The 19,905-nt window shown below is 62.0% G+C and carries 14 protein-coding genes and 1 tRNA gene; 8 read left to right on the top strand and 7 right to left on the bottom strand.

Annotation, left to right across the window (positions count from 1 at the left end; translation table 11 throughout):
* Positions 1 to 4 precede the first annotated feature (4 nt).
* From HAHE_RS21215 to HAHE_RS21230, 4 genes are all read right to left on the bottom strand, one after another.
* Positions 5 to 2,152, bottom strand: coding sequence for a hypothetical protein (locus HAHE_RS21215; protein ID WP_338687331.1), 2,148 nt, complete (start codon positions 2,150 to 2,152; stop codon positions 5 to 7).
* A gap of 192 nt (positions 2,153 to 2,344) precedes the next feature.
* Positions 2,345 to 5,275, bottom strand: a complete 2,931-nt coding sequence (locus HAHE_RS21220) for a hypothetical protein (protein WP_338687332.1) — start codon at positions 5,273 to 5,275, stop codon at positions 2,345 to 2,347.
* A 302-nt stretch (positions 5,276 to 5,577) separates the two neighbouring features.
* Positions 5,578 to 9,486 carry a sulfatase-like hydrolase/transferase gene (locus HAHE_RS21225; protein ID WP_338687333.1) on the bottom strand — a complete coding sequence of 1,303 codons (3,909 nt, stop codon included), beginning with the start codon at positions 9,484 to 9,486 and terminating at the stop codon, positions 5,578 to 5,580.
* 239 nt (positions 9,487 to 9,725) lie between these two features.
* Positions 9,726 to 9,802: transfer RNA gene (locus HAHE_RS21230), tRNA-Asp, on the bottom strand.
* A 160-nt stretch (positions 9,803 to 9,962) separates the two neighbouring features.
* Here HAHE_RS21230 and HAHE_RS21235 point away from each other — a divergent pair.
* From HAHE_RS21235 to HAHE_RS21245, 3 genes are all read left to right on the top strand, one after another.
* Positions 9,963 to 10,307 (top strand): hypothetical protein, encoded by a 345-nt coding sequence (locus HAHE_RS21235; RefSeq protein WP_338687334.1) that lies wholly within the window; start codon positions 9,963 to 9,965, stop codon positions 10,305 to 10,307.
* Positions 10,308 to 10,428: 121 nt separating this feature from the next.
* Entirely contained in the window at positions 10,429 to 11,151 is a 723-nt protein-coding gene (locus HAHE_RS21240; RefSeq protein ID WP_338687336.1) for a succinate dehydrogenase cytochrome b subunit, read from the top strand.
* A gap of 6 nt (positions 11,152 to 11,157) precedes the next feature.
* Positions 11,158 to 13,134, top strand: a complete 1,977-nt coding sequence (locus HAHE_RS21245) for a fumarate reductase/succinate dehydrogenase flavoprotein subunit (protein WP_338687338.1) — start codon at positions 11,158 to 11,160, stop codon at positions 13,132 to 13,134.
* An 18-nt stretch (positions 13,135 to 13,152) separates the two neighbouring features.
* Here the strand turns inward: HAHE_RS21245 and HAHE_RS21250 are convergent, their stop codons facing one another.
* Positions 13,153 to 13,947, bottom strand: coding sequence for an EF-hand domain-containing protein (locus tag HAHE_RS21250; protein ID WP_338687339.1), 795 nt, complete (start codon positions 13,945 to 13,947; stop codon positions 13,153 to 13,155).
* Positions 13,948 to 14,080: 133 nt separating this feature from the next.
* Here HAHE_RS21250 and metF point away from each other — a divergent pair, with 133 nt between their 5' ends.
* Positions 14,081 to 14,998: a methylenetetrahydrofolate reductase [NAD(P)H] gene (metF, locus tag HAHE_RS21255; protein ID WP_338687340.1), complete on the top strand. Its 918-nt coding sequence runs from the start codon at positions 14,081 to 14,083 to the stop codon at positions 14,996 to 14,998.
* Between the two features lie 18 nt (positions 14,999 to 15,016).
* On the opposite strand, the gene HAHE_RS21260 is transcribed toward metF, so the two are convergent.
* Complete coding sequence (locus tag HAHE_RS21260) at positions 15,017 to 16,633, bottom strand: hypothetical protein (RefSeq protein WP_338687341.1); 1,617 nt, start codon at positions 16,631 to 16,633, stop codon at positions 15,017 to 15,019.
* 100 nt (positions 16,634 to 16,733) lie between these two features.
* Here HAHE_RS21260 and HAHE_RS21265 point away from each other — a divergent pair, with 100 nt between their 5' ends.
* Entirely contained in the window at positions 16,734 to 17,513 is a 780-nt protein-coding gene (locus HAHE_RS21265; RefSeq protein ID WP_338687342.1) for a segregation and condensation protein A, read from the top strand.
* Between the two features lie 17 nt (positions 17,514 to 17,530).
* Here the strand turns inward: HAHE_RS21265 and infA are convergent, their stop codons facing one another.
* Positions 17,531 to 17,848, bottom strand: a complete 318-nt coding sequence (gene infA, locus HAHE_RS21270) for a translation initiation factor IF-1 (RefSeq protein WP_343218191.1) — start codon at positions 17,846 to 17,848, stop codon at positions 17,531 to 17,533.
* A 297-nt stretch (positions 17,849 to 18,145) separates the two neighbouring features.
* Between infA and rplM the strand changes: the two genes are divergently transcribed.
* The 3 genes from rplM to HAHE_RS21285 all read left to right on the top strand — a co-directional run bounded on the left by rplM (position 18,146) and on the right by HAHE_RS21285 (position 19,839).
* On the top strand, positions 18,146 to 18,577 hold the full coding sequence (gene rplM / locus HAHE_RS21275) for a 50S ribosomal protein L13 (protein WP_338687343.1): 432 nt from the start codon (positions 18,146 to 18,148) through the stop codon (positions 18,575 to 18,577).
* 23 nt (positions 18,578 to 18,600) lie between these two features.
* Entirely contained in the window at positions 18,601 to 19,005 is a 405-nt protein-coding gene (gene rpsI, locus HAHE_RS21280) for a 30S ribosomal protein S9 (protein ID WP_338687344.1), read from the top strand.
* Between the two features lie 72 nt (positions 19,006 to 19,077).
* Positions 19,078 to 19,839, top strand: coding sequence for an exodeoxyribonuclease III (locus HAHE_RS21285; RefSeq protein ID WP_338687345.1), 762 nt, complete (start codon positions 19,078 to 19,080; stop codon positions 19,837 to 19,839).
* The last annotated feature ends 66 nt before the right edge of the window (positions 19,840 to 19,905 follow it).

Consider the following 19,905-nt stretch of genomic DNA (forward strand, 5'->3'; position numbering starts at 1 on the left):
GCTCTCAATCGGCGGAGGAAGCCTTCGGTTCACCGTCTTCAAGACCAGCTCGCAACGCTTCGACCTCCTGAGCGAGAATCTCCAGATTCTTCACCAGTTCAGGCCTCCCCTTTTCCAAGGCGTTCGAAAGCCATGGATCTTCGCCGAGCCCTTCGAGGATCCTACCGATCCGCTCCAGTTTGCTTCGCAACTGGGCGTCGGCGTCCCCTTGGTGAAGTTCGCGCTCCAGCTCCGGCAAATCGATCTCCATCTGGCGGATCTTGCGGTCGAGCGCGAGCCGCTCTCCCCGTTCCTGCAACGCCTTGATCCGGTCATCCGCAGCCTTGCGGGCTTCCGCCGAGTAGGACACGCCCTCGATGATCGGCCAGTCGTCGGTGCGGAAGGTCGCGAGTGGGAGATTGTCTCTACCGACGAGGTTGCCGGTCGGCCAACTGGCCCAACCGTAGCGAACCGCGACGGGCTCCGGAACGAGATCGCTCGAGACCTCGATCGTCCACGTCCCATCGACCCGCTTTTCCTTCGCCTCCGCCGGATACCAGCGCCGGTCCTCGCCCGCGATGATGAAACCTTCGATCGGAGCGTTCCCCTGATACGGCTGGGGCAGTACTTGCCACGACGCGTTGTTCTCGATGTGTTTCCATCGCTCATAGACGACCGGATCGGCATCGAAATACAGATGCGCCTTGCCCTCGGAAACCTCCATCTCCTTGAACTCGTTGGCCCGATGGATCACCGGCTCCCCGTAAACCCGGGCGAGAGCCCAGAGCGACGCATACTCCGCGACCGGAAACTTCTCACCCGGGTGGATGTACGAGTTCCCCGTAGGATACGTCGCGATCATCCCGGCGTTCGAATCGTTCTTCAGAGCACGCCGCTGGATATCACGGATGATCGCATAGCCACCCGTGACAGCTTCGACTTCCGGATCGGTGCCGAACCTCCCCCATCCCGGCTGGCTGATGCAACCGAATGGAAGATCGTCGTCGCCGAACGCCTTGCGGAATGAGAGCGGGACCTTCGGAAACGTATGCTCGTAGCGTGTCCAGCGCATGAAGACGTTGTTCTCTCCCTGGTAGTACAACACTCCGGCCAGACCGAGCCAACGGATCGGCATCACGGTCGCGTTGAACAGACCCGCCGGCGGACTCCAGCCGTTTCGCGGATCCTGAGGCTCCTTTGGCAAACGCAACCTGGGCTCCGGCTTTCCTGCCGCCTTCGCTTCGGCGACCCGCTCCTCGTGAGCCGCCCTAGCCGCATCCTTCGCCCGCTCCCATTCATCCATCACCTTCTTCCTGCCTTCGGGATCGTCCCACATCGCGGTCTCCGCGTCGTAGGCTCGGAGCGTCTCCGTGACGGTCACGTGATCAATGCCGTCGAGCTCGTCGCGCAGGCACCACGTATCGCCCGTAGTGCCACCACGTGCCACATTGATGATCCCCACGGGGACTTTCAAATAGCGGTGCAGGAACACGCCATACAGGTACGGCACCGCCGAGAAGTTCTCCGCATTCTCCGGCGTGCACTCCCGCCAACTCACCCGCGGCCTGATGTCGTCGAGCGGCTTGTAGGACGAGTCGTTCCACGCGACGTAGCGCACTCCGGGAAAGTTTGCCGAGGAGACCTCACGCCGCTTCCGGTTAAAGTCCTTCCACTCCATGTTGCTCTGTCCGGCGCAGAGCCACACCTCGCCAAACAGCACATCCCGGACCGCCACGGTTCGCCCATCGCTCCGGGCAATGATCCAGGACCGCTGGAAGCTTCCTTTCACCGGCTCGAACAATGCAACCCAGGAACCATCTTCCGCAGCCTTGGCGACGACCGTCTGTGACGCCATCTCCGGAGCATTGCGCTCCTCGTATCGAATCGTCATCGAGTAGGAGCCGTCGTCTTTCCTGATCCGAGCTTCGTCCCGGCTCCCCTCCTCCGTCGCTTCGCCGATCGCCGCGGCACCGACCTCACCGTCGCGCGTGATCGTCACCTCGACTTCAGCACCCGGCTTTGCCCACCCTCGAATCCTTACCGGCTTGCCCTGCTGCAGCACCATGTGGTCGCCGATGATCTTGGAGAACCGAAACTCCGCACCTTCTTCTGCCCCGGATACCGATCCGACCGGAAACAGCAGTACCACGAGAAGGAAGGACCACCTTTTCATCTTTGGATTCATCACCGGAAACTACGGCCCGGCATCTCGCGCCAGATCACCAACTTGCGCCAACGCCCCCTGATTTTGCGGATTTCGCAATAAGAGCACCCTTCGACACCGCCCTCCAAAACGGGACGACTCCGGCAAGGCCAGGCCCTGCCGGAGTCGCTAATTCCATTGCGCGCTGCCAGGCGCCGTAATTTATGGAGCAATGGTCACCGACAACCGGGCGAACAACCGGTCGTCCGTTGCCAAGGTGCGACGAATCTTCACTTCCACCAGATCGACACCGGCGCCTCCACCCTCGTCGGTCTCGCTCACGATGATGTCGGTCCCATCGTGCACGGCGTCGGTCCAACCCGTCAGGCTCGACCCGTACTCCACGACAATCGTGGTGTCAGGATCTCCCAGCGCGAGATCGGTCCGGCGGTAAGTGTAGATGAAGAAATCCGGGTCGGTCGTGTTGTCGAAAGTCGGCGCGAGGGAGACGTCATCGCCGGGATCGGTAGGATCCCCGCCCACGACGTATTCGATCCCGGTCTCCAGACCGCCGCCATCGAAGTCGACTTCGGGCGTGTCGTCACCGAGCACGCCCGAGAACGGCCCGCCTGCCCATGTTTCGTAATCGCTGGCACCTCCCGCATCGACCAGAAGGCCGGTCACTTCGATGTTGCCGCCATTCTGTGAGACCACGGCCCCACTGGTATCGAAGCCCGTGCCGGTGATGGTTGGTACCACGAATCCCGAGATGCTGCCCGCGTCGATGATGGTGAAGATCTCACTGCCATCGAGATCGCCCGGGCTGAGCCCGCTGTTGACCAGATTCAGCGTCCAGGCCGTGTCGAACCCGACCGTCCCACCGTTGATCACGTCGTTGTCGACACCCGGGACCGCACCACTGGCGCTGATTTCGCAATCATATGCCGCACCGTTCGGCATGGTGAAGTTGCCCATATTGATCGCTCCAACGCTGGCACCGGGAGCAATCGTGGAAAAAGCCAAACTGTCTGCGCCTTGCACACTTCCGTTGCCTCCAAGTGCATCGATGGTCGCAGGCGTCGTAAGATTCACATCGAGCGTCGCACCCGCCACCACCGCGATATCAACCGTGGCCGGGAGAACCAATCCATCTTCCAGTCCAAGCGTCCCGTTCCTCACCTCGATCGCCGGTGTGTCCTCGACCGGACCGCTGAACTCCACTCGGGTGCTCGGCGCGGTCGTCCGCCGGACGTTGAGGGTGTTGCCGACCGTCAGCGCGGACTCCATCACCGCCGTGTTGTTCACGGCGATGGTCGAGCCGTTGCCATCGATGGGAATCTGGATGATCAGGGTGCCGCCGCCGGTATTCCCGATACCCATGGTGGTTCCGCCACCACTGGATCCGTTGAGCTTCGCATCCGGGCTGCCACCGTCGGCAGCCAGGGTGAAATTGCCTTTGGTGTGGTTGGACAAGAGATACTTGCCATCACCGATATACAGCCCTTCGCCCATCAGACTGGCCGTGTTCCGATTGTTCTCCGTCATGGTGATCGTCGCGCTCTTCATGAACTCGATAGCCCTCGGAGTCGTCGCCGTGGTGAATTCATAGATCGAGCCGTTGTTGCTGCTCAGGGCAAGAATCGGCGTGCCGGTCGTCACGATCTGGTCGGCATCCAGCAACTCGAGCAGGTCGATCTCGTTGCTCGCCATCTCAAGTGCCGCACCTTCGCCGAAATTCAGCTTCGTATTCTCGTATCCCGCGGTCGCCTTGTTTTGGAACTGCTCGGTGGATCCGACCAGCATCGTGGAGCCCGAGAAAGTCAGCTCACCCTTCATGTTGCTCGGGTCCACCTCCACCCAACCGTCGCCGGAGAAGTTGTAGGTCTCGGGCGCCTCGACCGTGAAGTTGTTGTAGAGATCCACCATCTGGTTGGCCGGGATTCCTGAGCTGCCGACGAAGTTGTAGGAGGAGACCGCATTCGCCAGGTCGTTCGGGTTCAGGCGTCCGCCATTCGATTGAAACCTGCCCCTGCAGTAGAGATTGGCCACCCCGGTGCCGTCTTGGGATACGATATCGACGTTCTGGGCGTTGGTACCGATCCCCGACAGAACCACGATCTCCACGTCGCCCGTCCCCGCTGGCGCTTCGAGAACCGAGCCCGAGAGATTCGGCAGGAACCCACCGACAGCCATGCCCTTGTAGATACTTGAACCGCTGGCACCTGCGGAGACGGTTCCGGTGGCCACCACTCCTTTCCAAGCAACACCTGATCCCACTTCACCGACGGTCGGCTCCGTGGCCAGAGCGTCCAGCGCGAGGATGGCGTCATCGTTCACCGCGATGTCGCCGGCAGGCCCCCACGTGGCGTCACCGGGGTCACCCAGCAAGAGCCCGAAGGCGTTCACCGCGACGCTGCCCGTGCCGAAGTCCGCCGGGGATGCCGGTGTCACCTGGAACATCAGCTGGCCGCTTTCGTTGACTTCGAGCACATCCGTCAGACCGCTCAGAGTGTCGTCCGCCCAGAGGTTTACCCGGGTAGGAAAGCCGGCGTCGCTCGAGAATATCGAGCCCCCTGCGGAGTTCAGCACATCGAAGAAGTTGTAGGTGGGACCACCCGCGACCGCGATGTTCTTGTAAAACGCCTGCAGGCCATCGACCGCCGTGATCGTTACCGTGTTGTTGAAGTTGACTGTGGCCTGACCGAAATCGAGTGCCCCGGCGGTGACTGTGCCGTTGAAGACATGTCCGAAGCTCTTGCGCTGAACCAGGATGTCGTTGGCGATAACCAGATTGGCATTGAAGACCGTGCCCGTCGGCTGGTTGTTTCCACCACCCGTTCCGAGATTCAGGTCGGTCGCGGTGATCGTTCCGGTGCCATCGAACACGACGTTGCTGTTGCTCCCGATAAGCTGGAACAGACCCACGTCGGGATTGCCCGCTCCGATGTCCACAACCTTCTCGATCGGAAAGATGTCGAAGGTCACATCTTCACCGATGGCCGGGAGCGCGCCGCCCCAGTTGTCGGCATTGAACCAGTCGATGTGGGCGGGATCCGGCAAGGCATCGCCCTGCCATGTTGCTGCATTCCCGATCCCGGTGGCGAGCAGCGCCGTTGGCGCAAGCTGGGCAAGTTTGCCTACGTGTCTTTTCATGCGAATTACGGTGTGTTGAGTTGTTGGGGATGCGCACCGGAGATCCTATCGGAGCCACGACGGCCGACCATTGGAACCCGTGCACATGGCTCTCACGCTCACCGGATCGCCAGCCAACGGTCAATTCGATTCAAGCTTCAAATAGCGCCAACAAATCCCTCTTTTGCGCCTGCTCGAATCTTATCCGAGGAATTGAAAGTTTGTTGCCAGAGCGGGCCGTAGCGCACCCCTTGCGCGCTTCCCACGATACGTGTGGGCTTGTCGCTCGGTCCCTCCCAGAATGCCGTCACCCTGACGGAGTCTCAGGGAAACGCAGCCCCGGCCGGAACGAGTACATAGAACGCCCTGACCAACGCGGAAGCCGTAGTGTCAGAGAAGTCACCCGAAGGAACGTTGGTGGCGATCGGGACACCCCAGTTCATGAGATCCGGCGACCGGTAGACATCGACGTTGCCCGATTCCGCAACAAACGCGATCGTGACATCGCCGTTTTGGGCCCGGGTGATCGACGTGACTCTGATGGCCTCCGGTGCCGCCCCCGTCGACACCGTGAGATTGTCGAAGCCAAACGTATCGCCATCCGTGGCACCGAGCACCCCGATTCTCCAGGCGTAGTTGTCGTAGCCGGACCCGACATCGGCAGAGCCCAGCGAAACCGTCTGCCAGGTTCCCGCAGCGATGGAGGAGGCAAGGACCGGGTTACTCAGAATCGTGACTGCATCGCCAAGGGCGGTCACGTTGTAGGTGGGATCGTTGGCATTCGGCCCTCCCCAGCTCAGTGCAGGCCCTGCTTGCCCGTCATCCCATCCATAGAGTTCGATCAGGAACTGAAGTGGATTCGCAGGACTGTTGTCCTCGAAGAAGACATCGATGCCGAACTCGAGAAGGCCGGTCGACTGCTTGTCATCATCGACAAAATAGAAGACCGCCCGAGGCTTCTGATTGAAAGAGAGCGCCGTGTCCTCGATGAACGCCCCGTCCCCCGACCCACCCGCTCCGCCGTCCGGGCTGTAGGTGAAACCCCGGGTCGATCCGGCCTCAATCCATTCATTGCTACCGCGGCCGGTCCCGGTTCCGTTGTAGAGCACCTCGTTGCTTAGCGGATCGAACGAGAACGCTGCAGCGCCATCACCAGTGCCTCCGACGACTCCGACTGGCAGGTTCAGGTCGCCATTCCTGAAGTTGAGCAAAGCGTTGGCCACCGGATCGACATAGTCCGTGATCAGCGTGTTGGACTCCGCGTTTCCGATGCCATCCGCGAGGGTTGTGACCGAATCGACGGGCAAGACGACCGTCACCTCTCCATCGGCTTCTGGCGTGACGAGAATCGAATAGTTGCCACTCGCACCGGTCAGGCCAGAAGCAGCCCCGTTGGTGATCGAGAAATCCGATACCTCCAAGCCGGCAACCGATTCGCTGAACGTCACATCCACCGTGTAGGGTCCGGATACGGGTGAGGCAGGCGTCGAGAGAAGGACGGTCGCCTTGCTGACGACGGTCACCTTCAGCGCAAGCGTCGCGGGGTCGATGCCCAACCCTTGGTCATGAGAGATCGTGTTGCCCAGTTCCAGATGGAATCCATGATTCGCTGCGCCGCCTTGCCAGCTCCGAACGATGTCGGTCACATCGATCGAGTAGGGAGTGCTGTTGCGGTAGGTTCCGGGCACGAATCCCCCACCGGTGTAGAGGTCGGTTCCGGTTCCGCTGGTGACCTTTCCTGCGTTCACGGGCGAGCCGACGACTGCGGGATTGTAGTCCGGATCGAGCGCTCCTCCTCCGGCGGGTGACCAATCATCCGCGACCTGTGAGACGAAGAGATCCGGATCGTTACCCGAGTTGGTGAGATCGTTGAGCGAGTAAGCGCTGAACTCGAGTTGGGCGTCGGCAATGGTCGAATTGGCAGCCAGAGCGGCGAGGTCGAACTGGAGCAGCAGCTGGGCGCGACGCGGGAAGTTTGCGGTCGTTCCGGAAGCGCTTGCCCGGACATACGTGGTGGTGTCGAAAGGGGCCACCGTGCCGCTGCTGCTTCCGGCGACATCAAACTTGTCGATGTTATTCGAACCGTCGGCCGGGAAGTCACCATTGACATCGACCGTCTGGAATTCGACGAGACCGTAGCTCACCGGAGGATCAACCGGCGGATCATAGGTGACGCTAAGACTGTTGGAGGGGTTGCTCCCGAAACCTCCAACGGTCTGCGCCGCGTCGCTTGGCAATTGAAGCGCGATGGTTCCGGGATACTCCGGAACGATGGTTACCGTATAGACCGCTGGCCCTCCCGAGAGATTCGTTGCGGTGCCGTTGGTCACCCCAAAGTCGGCCTCATCGAGTCCGACGACATCCTCGGTGAAGGTCGCCGTCACCGTGAAACTTCCCACAACCGGATCGTCCGGAGTGGACAGGGCAACGTCGGGTGCATCGGGATTGGAAACCGTGACGCTGAGTTGGTCCGCCGCGGCATTCGGGTTTCCGTCCGCATCGATTGCACAGCCTTCGGGCAGGTCGATGGTCACGACACCATTGATCGCGGGTGAAACCGTGACCGACCACGTGGTTCCGCCACCGGAGAGTCCTGAGGCGGAGCCACCCGTCACGACAAACTCGTTTGCGTTCAACTGGCTCACCGGCTCGCTGAAGGTCGCGGTTACGGCGAAAGGCCCGGGGACGCTCCCCGAGGGAGTGCTCAGAGCAGCGGTCGGCTGGGAGCTATGAACGTAGGGCGTGTCAGCGCTCGCGTCCGCGGTCCACTCGGCGTACTCCGCAAGCATCGTGTTGTAGATGTCCTGAACGGCCTGGGACTTTGAACCGATGTTGGTGGCTGTGGCGGTCGCGGTTTGCTCGATCTCTTCTCCCGGGGCGATATTGATCAGGTCGTAGAGTTCCCAACCTCCTCCGTTGTCGATGAGCTTGTATTGCTCGTTCACCCACGATCTGGCGCCGGCGTATTCGAAACCGATCGGCTTCGTGCGGGTCTGCGAGCCGCTCTCGATGAGAGGGCGCAGGGACACTCCGTCGAGGGGTTTCTGATTCGGGACGCTCAGCTCCAGATAGTCGAGGATGGTCGGGTAGTAGTCACTGGTTACCGCAGGGAAGCCCGTTGCCCTCCCTGAGCTGATCGCGGCAGGCCACTCGAGGATTCCAGGCACCCGCACTCCACCTTCGAAGAGGCTCCGCTTACGCTCGAGGCGGCGCCCCGACCGGATCGAGCGGACGGTGCTCGTCTCGTTGAACGAATCGTCATTGTCCTCGGGACCGTTGTCACTGGTGACCCAGAACATCGTGTTGTCGCGGACCCCGAGGGTCGTGAGCTCATCGCGCAGACGCCCAAGCGCGGTGTCCATGTCTTCGATAGAATCGCGCAAGGCATCGCTCGAATCGATCCCGCTCGAACCCTGGGGATCGACCATGGGCTTGTGGGGCGTGTGAAACCAGAGGACCACGAAGAAGGGTTCTCCCTCCGAGACTGAATCCTGCACGAAGGGGATCACCTGATCGACGAGAAGCTTCGAATCATCGCCGTCCACGGCGTTGTTGATTTCGCCAACGGGTACGGCCTTCCCCTCTCCCGAGCTTTCGTTCCAAGTCGTGGGCATCCGCCAATAGCGGGTTCCGTAGAAATTGGAGTCGGTGAAGCTGGTGGGCAAACTCGCGCTGTTGTTGGCGATCCGGTAGGGATGGTATGTCGGGACTTTCGACTCGGTGACGAAGCAGAAGTCGTAGCCGTGGTGCCAAGGGCCGGAGTAAACGGCAGCGTTGCCACCCCGGTTCGAATCGCTGCGGAGGGTGGTCAGCGAGCCAAGGTGCCACTTTCCGAAGTGCCCGCACCGGTATCCCGCCGCCGAGAGCACTTCCGAAAGCGGCGTTTCGTCGAAGCCGAGACGGCCGGAGTTGGCATTGGGCACCCCGACACGGATCGGACTGCGGCCGGTCAGACAACTTGCCCGTGTCGGCGAACATACGGCCGAGGCCGAGTAGAAGCGGTCGAAACGCAGGCCGTTGGCGGCCATCGCGTCCAAGGTCGGAGTGCTGATCCAGCCTTGGTCGGGGTGCGGTGTTCCGTTGGCGTAAGTGACCGTGGTGCTGTTGTAGTAGGGATCGCCCCAACCCATGTCATCGGCCATGGCCAGGATGATGTTCGGGCGAGGAGACGCGCAGGTGATGCCACCCAGCAGCAAGGAGATGCCGGCGACCGGACCGAGGGTTCTTTTCATGTTGGACGGAACTGGAGAATTCCCACTCTCCTCAAGTGTGGCGTTTGGGTTCGCCCAAGCCAACAGGGAATCTCACAGCCTCAGACCACGCAAACGTCGCTTTCTCCTGCAGGCACGCAGAAATGCACCCCGGAGTCCGGCTGCCCCGTTGAGACCGAAAACCCTTCGAGATCCGCCGCAAAACGGCTCGCAACCACCAACGAAAAAGGCACCACCCGAAAGGATGGTGCCTGATAAAGTGGCGGAGCGGACGGGACTCGAACCCGCGACCTCTGCCGTGACAGGGCAGCGTTCTAACCAACTGAACTACCGCTCCAAGGTAGTCCGCCTTGCGGCGTGCGCGGACGCTAGGAGGCACCCCGGACCGGTGCAATACCATTTTTGCAGAAATTTCGGGCGAGCCACTCCGATCATTCCACGGTGCCTCCGCGGTTGGTTTGCCTTGCCTGACGCCTCAACCGATCCACTCTGCGCGCATGTTCGTTTTCATCAGCCAAGCTCTCCACGTTTTCGCCGCCTTCGGCGTCTTTGCCGCCATCGGCGCGGTCTGCCTCGCCGGATCCGACACCCACCGCAAAGCGGCCGCGATCCTCCACGGCGTCTCCCTTCTCGTCCTGCTGCTGTTCGGTCTCCACCTGCTGTTTTCCCAGAAATTGGTCGGCACCGGCGGCTGGTGGCATGCCAAGATCGTGATCTGGCTCGTCCTCGGGGCGGCCCCCGCGATCGCCCGTCGCAAGGCTCTTCCTGGCGGCGCGCTGCTGGGCATTTGCCTCGTGCTTGGCGCCATCGCGGCCTTCCTCGGTCTCGCGAAGCCGTTCTAGTCCGCATTCCCGCCCCTTTTCCTCGCATTTCCGGTCAAGTGGGGACTCTCCGCTTGCGCGTTTCGGGGGGCGTTCCTAGACCTTCCTGCAGACGCGCCACCGTGTCCCGTCGCTCCCGCCCATGAACTCACCCGCATTCAGCTTCCCGATCGTCACGCGAGTCTGGCAATCCACGATCGGCCGCAAGTTTCTGGTCGCGCTCACCGGCCTCGTTCTCGTCCTCTTTCTCGCCGGGCACCTCGCCGGCAACCTGCTGGTCTACGTCGGACGGGAAGCCTTCAATGACTACGCGGATTTCCTGCACCACATGCTGCACGGAGCCGGCGTCTGGATCGCCCGGATCGTGCTGCTCACCTGCCTGACGGTCCACGTCGCGGCCACCGTTTCGCTGACCCGGCAGAATAAGGCGGCCCGCCAGAGCTACGAGTGCCCCGGAACCATCCAGGCATCGAAATCGTCGCTGATTATGATCTGGAGCGGCTTCACGATTCTGGCGTTCGTGATTTTCCACCTCCTCCACTTCACGGTGAGGGTCAGCTATCCGGCGGAGGCGTTCGTCGATCCCGACTACCTCCTCGCCACCGGCGAGGAACGCTTCGACGCGTGGCAGATGGTCATCACCGGTTTCAGCAACCCGCTGGTGGTGATCTTCTACGTGATCGCGATGAGCCTCCTTTGTTCCCACCTCAGCCACGGGGTGCAGGCGATGCTTCAGACCCTCGGGCTTCGCTCCAAGAAGACCGCCCCTGCTCTCAACGTGCTGAGCATCGGCTACGCCGCCCTGATCTGGATCGGATTCGTTTCCATCCCGATCGCCATCCTCGTTTTCCAATTCGGCCGCTAAACTCCCATGTCCACGATTCTCGACAGCAAAGCACCGTCCGGCCCGATCGATCAGAAGTGGTCGAAGCACAAGCAGGACTCGAAGCTGATCAACCCGGCCAACAAGCGGAAGTTCACGGTGATCGTCGTGGGCTCGGGTCTGGCCGGAGGCGCTGCCGCCGCGACCCTCTCGGAGCTCGGCTACAAGGTGAAGTGCTTCTGCTACCAGGACAGCGCCCGCCGCGCCCACTCGATCGCCGCCCAGGGCGGGATCAATGCCGCGAAGAACTACCAGAACGATGGCGACTCGGTTTACCGATTGTTCTACGACACCATCAAGGGAGGTGACTTCCGCTCGCGCGAGGCGAACGTCTACCGCCTCGCCGAGGTCTCGGGAAACATCATCGACCAATGCGTCGCCCAAGGCGTTCCCTTCGCCCGCGAATACGGTGGACTGCTCGACAACCGCTCGTTTGGTGGAGCCCAGGTGAAGCGGACGTTCTACGCCGCGGGCCAGACCGGGCAACAGCTGCTGATCGGCTGCTACCAAGCGCTCAACAAGGAGATCGCCAAAGGTGGCGTGGAAATGTTCCCGCGAACCGAAATGCTCGAACTGGTGACCGTCGATGGCCACGCCAAGGGCATTGTTGTCCGCGATCTGGTTACCGGAGAAATCTCGACCCACGCGGGCGACACCGTCGTGCTCGCCACCGGCGGCTACGGCAACGTCTTCTTCCTCTCGACCAATGCGATGGGCTGCAATGTCACCGGCGCGTGGCGCGCGGCCAAAAAGGGCGCGTTTTTCGCGAACCCGTGCTACACGCAGATCCACCCGACCTGCATCCCGGTCAGCGGCGACTACCAGTCGAAGCTCACGCTGATGTCCGAGTCGCTGCGAAATGACGGCCGCATCTGGGTGCCCAAGTCGAAGGAGACCTCCGAGAAACTCCGCAAGCGCGAGATCCGTCCGTCGGACGTCCCGGACTCGGAGCGCGACTACTACCTCGAGCGCAAGTACCCGTCCTTCGGCAACCTTTCCCCACGCGACATCTCCTCACGCTCGGCCAAGGAGGTCTGCGACGAGGGCCGCGGTGTGGCCTCGACCGGTCTCGGCGTCTACCTCGACTTCCGCGATGCGATCGAGCGCCTCGGCGAGGACACGATCCGCGCCCGCTACGGCAACCTCTTCCAGATGTATGAGAAGATCGCCGGCGAGAATCCCTACCAGACACCGATGCAGATCTATCCTGCCGTTCACTACACGATGGGTGGCCTCTGGGTGGACTACAACCTGATGTCGAATCTCCCCGGACTACACGTACTCGGAGAGGCGAACTTCTCCGATCACGGAGCCAACCGTCTCGGTGCTTCCGCACTCATGCAGGGTTTGGCCGACGGCTACTTCGTGATCCCATCGACCATCGCGGTGTATCTCGCGACGCAGACTCCCGGCGCGGTCACCACCGACCACCCGGAGTTCAAGAAGGCGGTCGAGGAAACCACGGCGCGCACCAAGACGCTGGTCGGGATCAACGGCAAGCGCTCGGTTGACTCCTTCCACCGCGAGCTCGGCCTGCTGATGTGGGACAAGTGTGGCATGGCGCGCAATCGCCAGGGACTCGACGAGGCGCTGGCGAAAATCCCGTCGATCCGCGAGGAATTCTGGGAGAACGTCCGGGTCACCGGCGCCGAAGGCGGCCTCAACATGGAATTGGAGAAAGCCGGTCGTGTCGCCGACTTCCTCGAATTTGCCGAAGTCATGTGCCTTGACGCCCGCGAGCGCGAAGAGTCCTGCGGCGGCCACTTCCGCGAGGAGCACCAGTACAGCGAGTCCGACGAGGAGGTGAAGTCCGGCTACCTTTCACCCGGTGAGGCGAAGCGCCACGACGACCAGTTCTGCCACGTCTCCGCCTGGGAGTTCAAAGGGGTCGGCGAAGCACCGACGCTCCACAAAGAGGAACTCGACTGGGAGACGGTCAAACCTTCCGTCCGGTCCTACAAGTAATCGGAAGGCAGCGCCGGATCAGGCTTCTCCGCCACCATCCGGGGCCGGGCGTCGCTTTGGCGCACCATCGCGTTCGCCGCGCTCCTGCGGCGGCTTCGGCTTGAGTTCGTCGCCCTCAAGCTTCTGATTGCCGTCTTTGTCCAGCGCTTCGAAGCGGTCTTCCTGCGCATCCTCACCCAGATTCTTCAGCCATGGGGACTTGCGGAACTCTTCGAAGCTCACGGCGCCGTCGCCGTCAGCATCAAGAGCGGAAAGGCCACGACCTCCGTCTCCGCGGTCGCCCCGCTCACCAGGCCTAGGCCCTCGACCATCCGGCGACCGCCCCTTGCCACGGGTATGATCTGCCGGCGAAAGGACACCGTCGCCGTTTTGGTCAAGGCGGTCGAAAAAGGCGCGCCGACGCTCTTCAGGCAGGCGCTGGACGAAAGGACTCTTGAGAAACTCCTCAAACGAGACCGACTTGTTGCCGTCGGTGTCCAGCTTCGGAAAGTCGATGCCGGGGCGCTTCCCGCGATCGTTTGGCGGACCGCCTACCTCGTTCTTCTGAATCTGCCCGTCGCCGTTTTTGTCGAGACGCTGGAAGAGTTGGTCCTGCTTCTCCTCCGGCAGACTTGAAATCCTCTCCAGCTGCCCGAACTCGCTGCGGGACACGGCACCATCTCCGTCCTTGTCGGCATTCCGGATGAACTCACCGAATCCTCCGGGGCCTCCCGGCCGGCGCTCGCGCTTGTCTGGCCGATCTCCATCCGGGCCCTCCGCGAAAGCAGGTAGACCGAGGATCAGCGCGCAAACTCCAAAGCAAACGGTTCTCATGGACGTGATGGTTGGTGCGGCTTCAGGCACCGCAAGAGGGAAACCGTCCGAGCCGCCAATGGTTGCGCCCGCTGTCGGGCTTTTTTGTTGGCCGAAACGGGACCCGCCATGGATTCTCAGACCCGCACCGCCCATGCACATTCAGGACATTCTTGCCGAAAGGCGACCCTCATTTTCCTTCGAGTTCTTCCCGCCCCGTAGCGACGCGGCCTGGGACGAACTCTACCAGACGATTGTCGATCTGGAGGTCTACCAGCCATCCTTCGTCTCGGTGACCTACGGCGCCGGCGGCACGACCCGGGAGGCAACCCACGATCTGGTGGTGCGGATCAAGGAAACCACTGGCATCCCTCCCGTTCCCCACTTGACGTGTGTCGGCCACAGCGAAGTGGAGATCGACGAAATCCTGACCCGCTACGCCGAGGCGGGCGTCTCGAACATCCTCGCCCTTCGCGGCGATCCGCCACGCGACCGGCCTGACTACGACTGGTCCGACTCGGAATTCCGGCAGGCTGCCGATCTGGTCGCGTTCATTCGCCGGTTCAACGAGAGCGGTCGCCATCCGGACCTACGGGGCTTCGGCATCGGTGTCGCGGGCTTTCCGGAAGGACATCCGGGGACCCCCAACCGGCTCATCGAGCTCGATCATCTTAAGGCAAAAGTCGACGCAGGCGCGGACTACATCTGCACCCAGCTGTTTTTCGACAACCACGACTTCCTCGACTTCAGGGACCGCTGCCGGCACAGCGGAATCGAGGTGCCGATCATCGCCGGAATCATGCCGGTCACGAGTCTCAAGAGCATGGCCCGCATGGCCGACCTCGCCGCCGGCGCCCGCTTCCCTGCAAAGCTTCTCCGCGCGCTGGACCGGGCGGGAGGCGATCCCGCCGCTGTCGAGCGGGTCGGCGTCCACTACGCCGCCCAACAAATTGTCGAGCTACTCGACCAGAACGTCGACGGCATCCATTTCTACACGCTCAACAAGAGCGGAGCGACGCGCGAGATTTACGCCAGCCTCGGCCTTGCTCCGGCGGAATCCAGCCAAGGCTGACAGGCCGGACCACCCCGCTCACTCGTCACTGCTCAAGCGCAGGATCTCCTCGGCCTGTTTCAGAGTCAGGTTGGCGAGGGTTCCCTCAAGCGGAACGTCGATACCGATTTTCCCGGTGCTCTGATCCACTGGAAAGCGCTCGCGCAAAATCCGCGACCGCTCGAAGGCATCTCCCGGAATCATCATGCGCACACCTCCATCGAAGAGATAGAGGTTACGCGCACGGTCCATCGCCTCCCGCCGAAGCCGACGGGTATCCGCCATATCGGAGAAGAACCGCGAGGTTTCGGGATCGGCACCCTCCTCGGGCTCGCTCGCCTTCGACGCCTCGCCGGCGTTTTTCAGACTGATCTGCAGTTCGCTCTCCTGCTTCGCATCCAGTCCGCTATCCACGCCCGGCAATCCATCCGTGATGCCGAACTGCTTCTCAAGCTCCTCCGCATCCGGCCGCCTTACGGTAATCCGACCCTGAACCGTCATCAGACCGCGTGCCTCGAGATTCAGTTGAGAGATCGTCATCGTCCCTGACTGCGTATCGACTTCGAAGTCACCCTGATCGAAGTCGACCCGCTTGTAGCTGTTGAATACGTCGACAACATCGAGTGCCTCAAGAAGATGGAGCCCGCTTCGCACGGAGATCATGTCCTCGCCGTCGAGGTCCACCTTTCCATTGAGGGTCACACCACCCGCCGAGTTGGTCGATCCGCCAAGAGCGAAGCGACCGGAGATCGTCCCGGAAACGACTTCCTGCGCGTTATTCGGCAAAAGTGCGGAAAGCGGAATATGCTCGAAAACCAGATCTCCTGAGAGCTCGGGCAATTCACCCCCGCTCACCTTTACGCCATCGAACGTCACCGTGCCCTTCCCGGCTTTGAGGACGCCCTTTTCGACCACCAGCCCGTCGCGGCTGCAGAACATGACCAATTCCTGAATCTCGAAACGACGGATCCAGTTCTGGGAAAACGTTCCACCGGTAAAGCTCAGCCGCCAGCCGTTGGCGGTCCGGTTCGCCAGCAGCTTGCTTCCCGTGATCCCGCCATAAGCCCTTTCGAAATAGCCCCAGCTCAATCTGGCGTTGTTGACATCGAGACCACGCAGTTCGAATCCCGGATGATTTGCGAAAAACGCACCGGCCGCAGCGGAAGCCTCCTCTTCGGAATTCGCACCGGCCCTCAGCTCCATATCGAGCCAGTTCATCTGGATCACACCGGCCTCCCACTTCTGGGTCAGGCCGTCGAGCATCCCCATATTGAACACCAGATTCCCGGCCTCCATCGATTGGAAGAAACTCTCCGGCGTGCCGGTCGCGCCAACCCTTCGGACCATCGCCTGACCTTGGATCCGGCGGAACCCCAGAAGCTTGGCATCTGATGCCTCCACCGCCTTCTCGAACCCGCTGCGGATCTGGGTCTGGAAGGCGCCCGTGTTCACCCGCTTGACCAGATAATAGAAAAACAGCAGGCCGATAAGGGCGACGACGATCAGTACCCGGAAGGCCATCCGCAGCAGGTGGAACAGCGTGATCGACCAGCCGCCGCCGCTCGACATCGAGTGGCGAAGCTGGAACCAGAAGCCCTGGCTGGCAATCCACTGGCTCAGGCGCTGGTTGAATTCTTGGCTCTTTTCGGCTTCCATTGAGGATCTGCGGGACGCCCCGAAATAAAGCCCTGCCTTCGAGACCACGCGAGGCCAAATTTCCCTAGCGCAGCCGGACGGGATTCCGTAGCAAACGGGCGTGGAAGGCGAGGACTACAAAGTCAGGCTGGAGATCTTCGAGGGCCCCCTCGATCTCCTGCTTTACCTGATCAAGAAGGATGAGGTCGACATTCAGGAAATCTCAATCGCCCGGATCACCAGCCAGTATCTGAAGTACATCGAGACGTTCCGGATGCTGAATATCGACCTCGCGGCCGAGTTCATCGTGATGGCGGCGAATCTGATGTATCTGAAGAGCCGCACCCTCCTGCCCCGTCAGGAGCAGCCGCCGGAGGAAATGGAGGACGAGGACGATCCGCGCTGGGAATTGATCCGGCAGCTGATCGAGTACAAGAAGTTCAAGGACGCCGCCAGCCTACTCAGCCGCCGGGAACTCGAGCAGGCCGACCGTTTCGCGCTCAAGCCGGAGAAGCCGGAAACCGATCCGGAGCCACCACCCCTTGCGGAAGTCTCGATCTTTGATCTGATCCGCGCGTTCCAGAACGTCCTGAAGCGCTTCGAGGAGTCGCACGACCTCGGTGACATCGTCGACGACCGCTACACGGTTTCCGACAAGATCGAGATGCTTCTCGGACGCTTCGGCCCGGGGCAGGCAGCCCGCTTCGACAGCCTCTTCGAGGACGCCGTCACCAAGGCGGAAGTCATCGTCACCTTCCTCGCGGTGCTCGAACTGATGAAGATGAACCAGTTCGTGATCCGCCAGACCGGAGTCTTCGGCGAAATCGACATCGAACGCCGCGCATCCGGCGCGACCACCGCTGCAGAAGCGCTGGAGGCATTTACCGAGGCCCAAGCCTGAGCAGCACCCCGCCCGCTTCAGCCCAAGCGGTAAGTGATCCGCGCCTTGGTGACGTCGTAGGGCGACATCTCCATCTTCACGCGGTCACCGATGACCAGACGAATGAAGCGTTTGCGCATCTTGCCCGAAATATGGGCGAGCACCTCGTGGCCGCTCTGCAGTTCCACCCGGAATTGGGTTCCCGCCAGAACGGATGTGATGGTGCCCTCGACCTCAACCGCCTTCTCCTCATCATTCGGATCGGTTGACTTGTTCCGCCGGTCATCGTCCCTCCTGCGGCCGCGCCCGCGTCCGCCGGGTCTGCGTCCTCTGCCTCTCGGTCGTCTGCTACTCATATCAAATCGGCGAGCCGGCGCGACTGGCGCATGCTGCCGGGCGGAGAGTTGCGGATCGAAACCTGAGGATCAATGGCAAAAATTCCTTGATTCCGCCGGGAACCCGCTTCCGGGATCGTCCCGGCAGCCCGCCCGCGGGGCACCCCGCCTGCCGTCGGAAAACCTGGCCGGAAACCCCCGATTTCTCCACGGATTTCCGATTGACACCCCGGGGGGCGCTCCCTAGTTTGCCCGCCCTTCCGCGCAGGGGACCAGCTTTCGGGGTCCGGATCGCGCCGAAGCCCAGCTCGAACCATCATGAAGACTTTTTCCGCCAAGCCCGCTGACGTCGAACGCAAGTGGTATGTGATCGACGCCGCCGACAAGATTCTCGGCCAGGTTGCCGTCGAGGCCGCCCGCCTTCTGCGCGGCAAGCACAAGCCGATCTTCACGCCGCACATCGACACCGGCGACTTCGTCATCGTGATCAATGCCGACAAGGTGCGCCTTTCCGGCAACAAGGAGCGCGAGAAGATCTACACCAGCTTCAGCGGATACGTCGGCGGCCAGAAGGTCGAGACCCCGCGTATGGTCCGCAAGCGCCGTCCGGTCCTCCTCGTCGAGCGCGCCGTCCACGGCATGGTTCCCAAGACCCGCCTCGGCCGCGCCCAGATGGGCAAGCTGAAGGTCTACGCCGGTGCCGAACATCCGCACGAGGCACAGTCGCCCGAGGCCTACGAAATCGCCTGATCCCCAATTCGACTTTTTTGAACATGAGCGCAGCAGCAGCTACCCAGCCCACCGCCGCCACCGGCCGTCGCAAGACCTCGGTCGCCCACGTCCGCATGAGCGAAGGCTCCGGCACCATCACCATCAACGGCCGGCCCTTCGAGGACTACCTCCCGACCCTGCCGCTGCAAAGTGCGGTGCTCGCGCCGTTCCAGACCGCGAATCTCCTCAACCGCTTCGACCTCAATGTCACCGTCAAGGGCGGTGGCCTGCACTCGCAGGCAGGTGCGATCCGCCACGCGGTCGCCCGCGCGCTGACCGGCTTCGATCCGGAACTCCGCAAGGAACTCAAGCCTGAAGGTTTCCTCCGCCGCGACCCGCGGATGAAGGAACGCAAGAAGGCCGGCCGCCCCGGCGCCCGCAAGCGCTTCCAGTTCTCGAAGCGCTAAGCTTCCCGCCTTTTTCGAAAAGCCGCGCAGCCCCGGGTTGCGCGGCTTTTTTCATGCCCCATGCTCGCGCCCGTGAAACTCATCTCTTGGAACGTCAACGGCATCCGCGCCTGCCTCGGCAAGGGACTCGGTGAATTCCTCCAAAGCAGCGACGCCGACGTCCTCTGCCTCCAGGAAACCAAGGCACGCCCGGAGCAGGTCGAACTGCCGCTCGAGTTCGGCGGCTACCATCCGTTCTGGAACTCGGCGGAAAAGCCGGGCTACTCGGGCGTCGCGGTCTTCACCCGCCACAAGCCGATCGAGGTCACGGCGGGCATGGGAGTCGACGAGCACGACCGCGAAGGACGCGTGCTCACGGTCGAGTTCGACGACTTCCGGCTGGTGAACGTCTACACACCGAACGCGCAGAACGAACTACGGCGACTTCCGTACCGCATGGAATGGGACGAGACGTTCCGGCTCTACCTCGCCAAGCTGCGCAAGCTCGGCAAGCCGGTGATCTTCTGCGGCGACCTGAATGTCGCCCACAACGAGATCGACCTCGCCCGCCCCGCCGCCAACCGCTTCAGCGCCGGCTTCTCGGACGAGGAGCGCAATGGATTCACCAAGCTGCTCGACAGTGGCTTCGTCGACACCTTCCGGCATTTCCATCCGGACACGCCGGAGGCCTACTCCTGGTGGAGCTTCCGCGGTGGCGCCCGCGCCAGGAACGTCGGCTGGAGAATCGACTACTTCGGCGTGTCGGAAGACCTGAAAGACGGCATGAAATCCGCCTCAATCCTTCCGGACATCACCGGCTCCGATCACTGCCCGGTTACGCTTGAGCTCGGCTGACGCGGATCGTCCTCTGGCAACGTCCACATAGGGATGAGCCGGCTCCAAGATAGCTTCGACGCGATC

This window comes from Haloferula helveola, from assembly GCF_037076345.1.
Lineage (GTDB): Bacteria > Verrucomicrobiota > Verrucomicrobiia > Verrucomicrobiales > Akkermansiaceae > Haloferula > Haloferula helveola.

Bases quoted from the DNA above. Each gene is read 5' to 3' on its own strand.
- rplM (WP_338687343.1), top strand. From the start codon at position 18,146: ATGAAGACTTTTTCCGCCAAGCCCGCTGACGTCGAACGCAAGTGGTAT.
- metF (WP_338687340.1), top strand. From the start codon at position 14,081: ATGCACATTCAGGACATTCTTGCCGAAAGGCGACCCTCATTTTCCTTC.
- HAHE_RS21245 (WP_338687338.1), top strand. From the start codon at position 11,158: ATGTCCACGATTCTCGACAGCAAAGCACCGTCCGGCCCGATCGATCAG.
- HAHE_RS21225 (WP_338687333.1), bottom strand. From the start codon at position 9,486: ATGAAAAGAACCCTCGGTCCGGTCGCCGGCATCTCCTTGCTGCTGGGT.
- HAHE_RS21260 (WP_338687341.1), bottom strand. From the start codon at position 16,633: ATGGAAGCCGAAAAGAGCCAAGAATTCAACCAGCGCCTGAGCCAGTGG.
- rpsI (WP_338687344.1), top strand. From the start codon at position 18,601: ATGAGCGCAGCAGCAGCTACCCAGCCCACCGCCGCCACCGGCCGTCGC.
- HAHE_RS21235 (WP_338687334.1), top strand. From the start codon at position 9,963: ATGTTCGTTTTCATCAGCCAAGCTCTCCACGTTTTCGCCGCCTTCGGC.
- HAHE_RS21250 (WP_338687339.1), bottom strand. From the start codon at position 13,947: ATGAGAACCGTTTGCTTTGGAGTTTGCGCGCTGATCCTCGGTCTACCT.
- HAHE_RS21220 (WP_338687332.1), bottom strand. From the start codon at position 5,275: ATGAAAAGACACGTAGGCAAACTTGCCCAGCTTGCGCCAACGGCGCTG.
- HAHE_RS21240 (WP_338687336.1), top strand. From the start codon at position 10,429: ATGAACTCACCCGCATTCAGCTTCCCGATCGTCACGCGAGTCTGGCAA.
- HAHE_RS21215 (WP_338687331.1), bottom strand. From the start codon at position 2,152: ATGAAAAGGTGGTCCTTCCTTCTCGTGGTACTGCTGTTTCCGGTCGGA.
- infA (WP_343218191.1), bottom strand. From the start codon at position 17,848: ATGAGTAGCAGACGACCGAGAGGCAGAGGACGCAGACCCGGCGGACGC.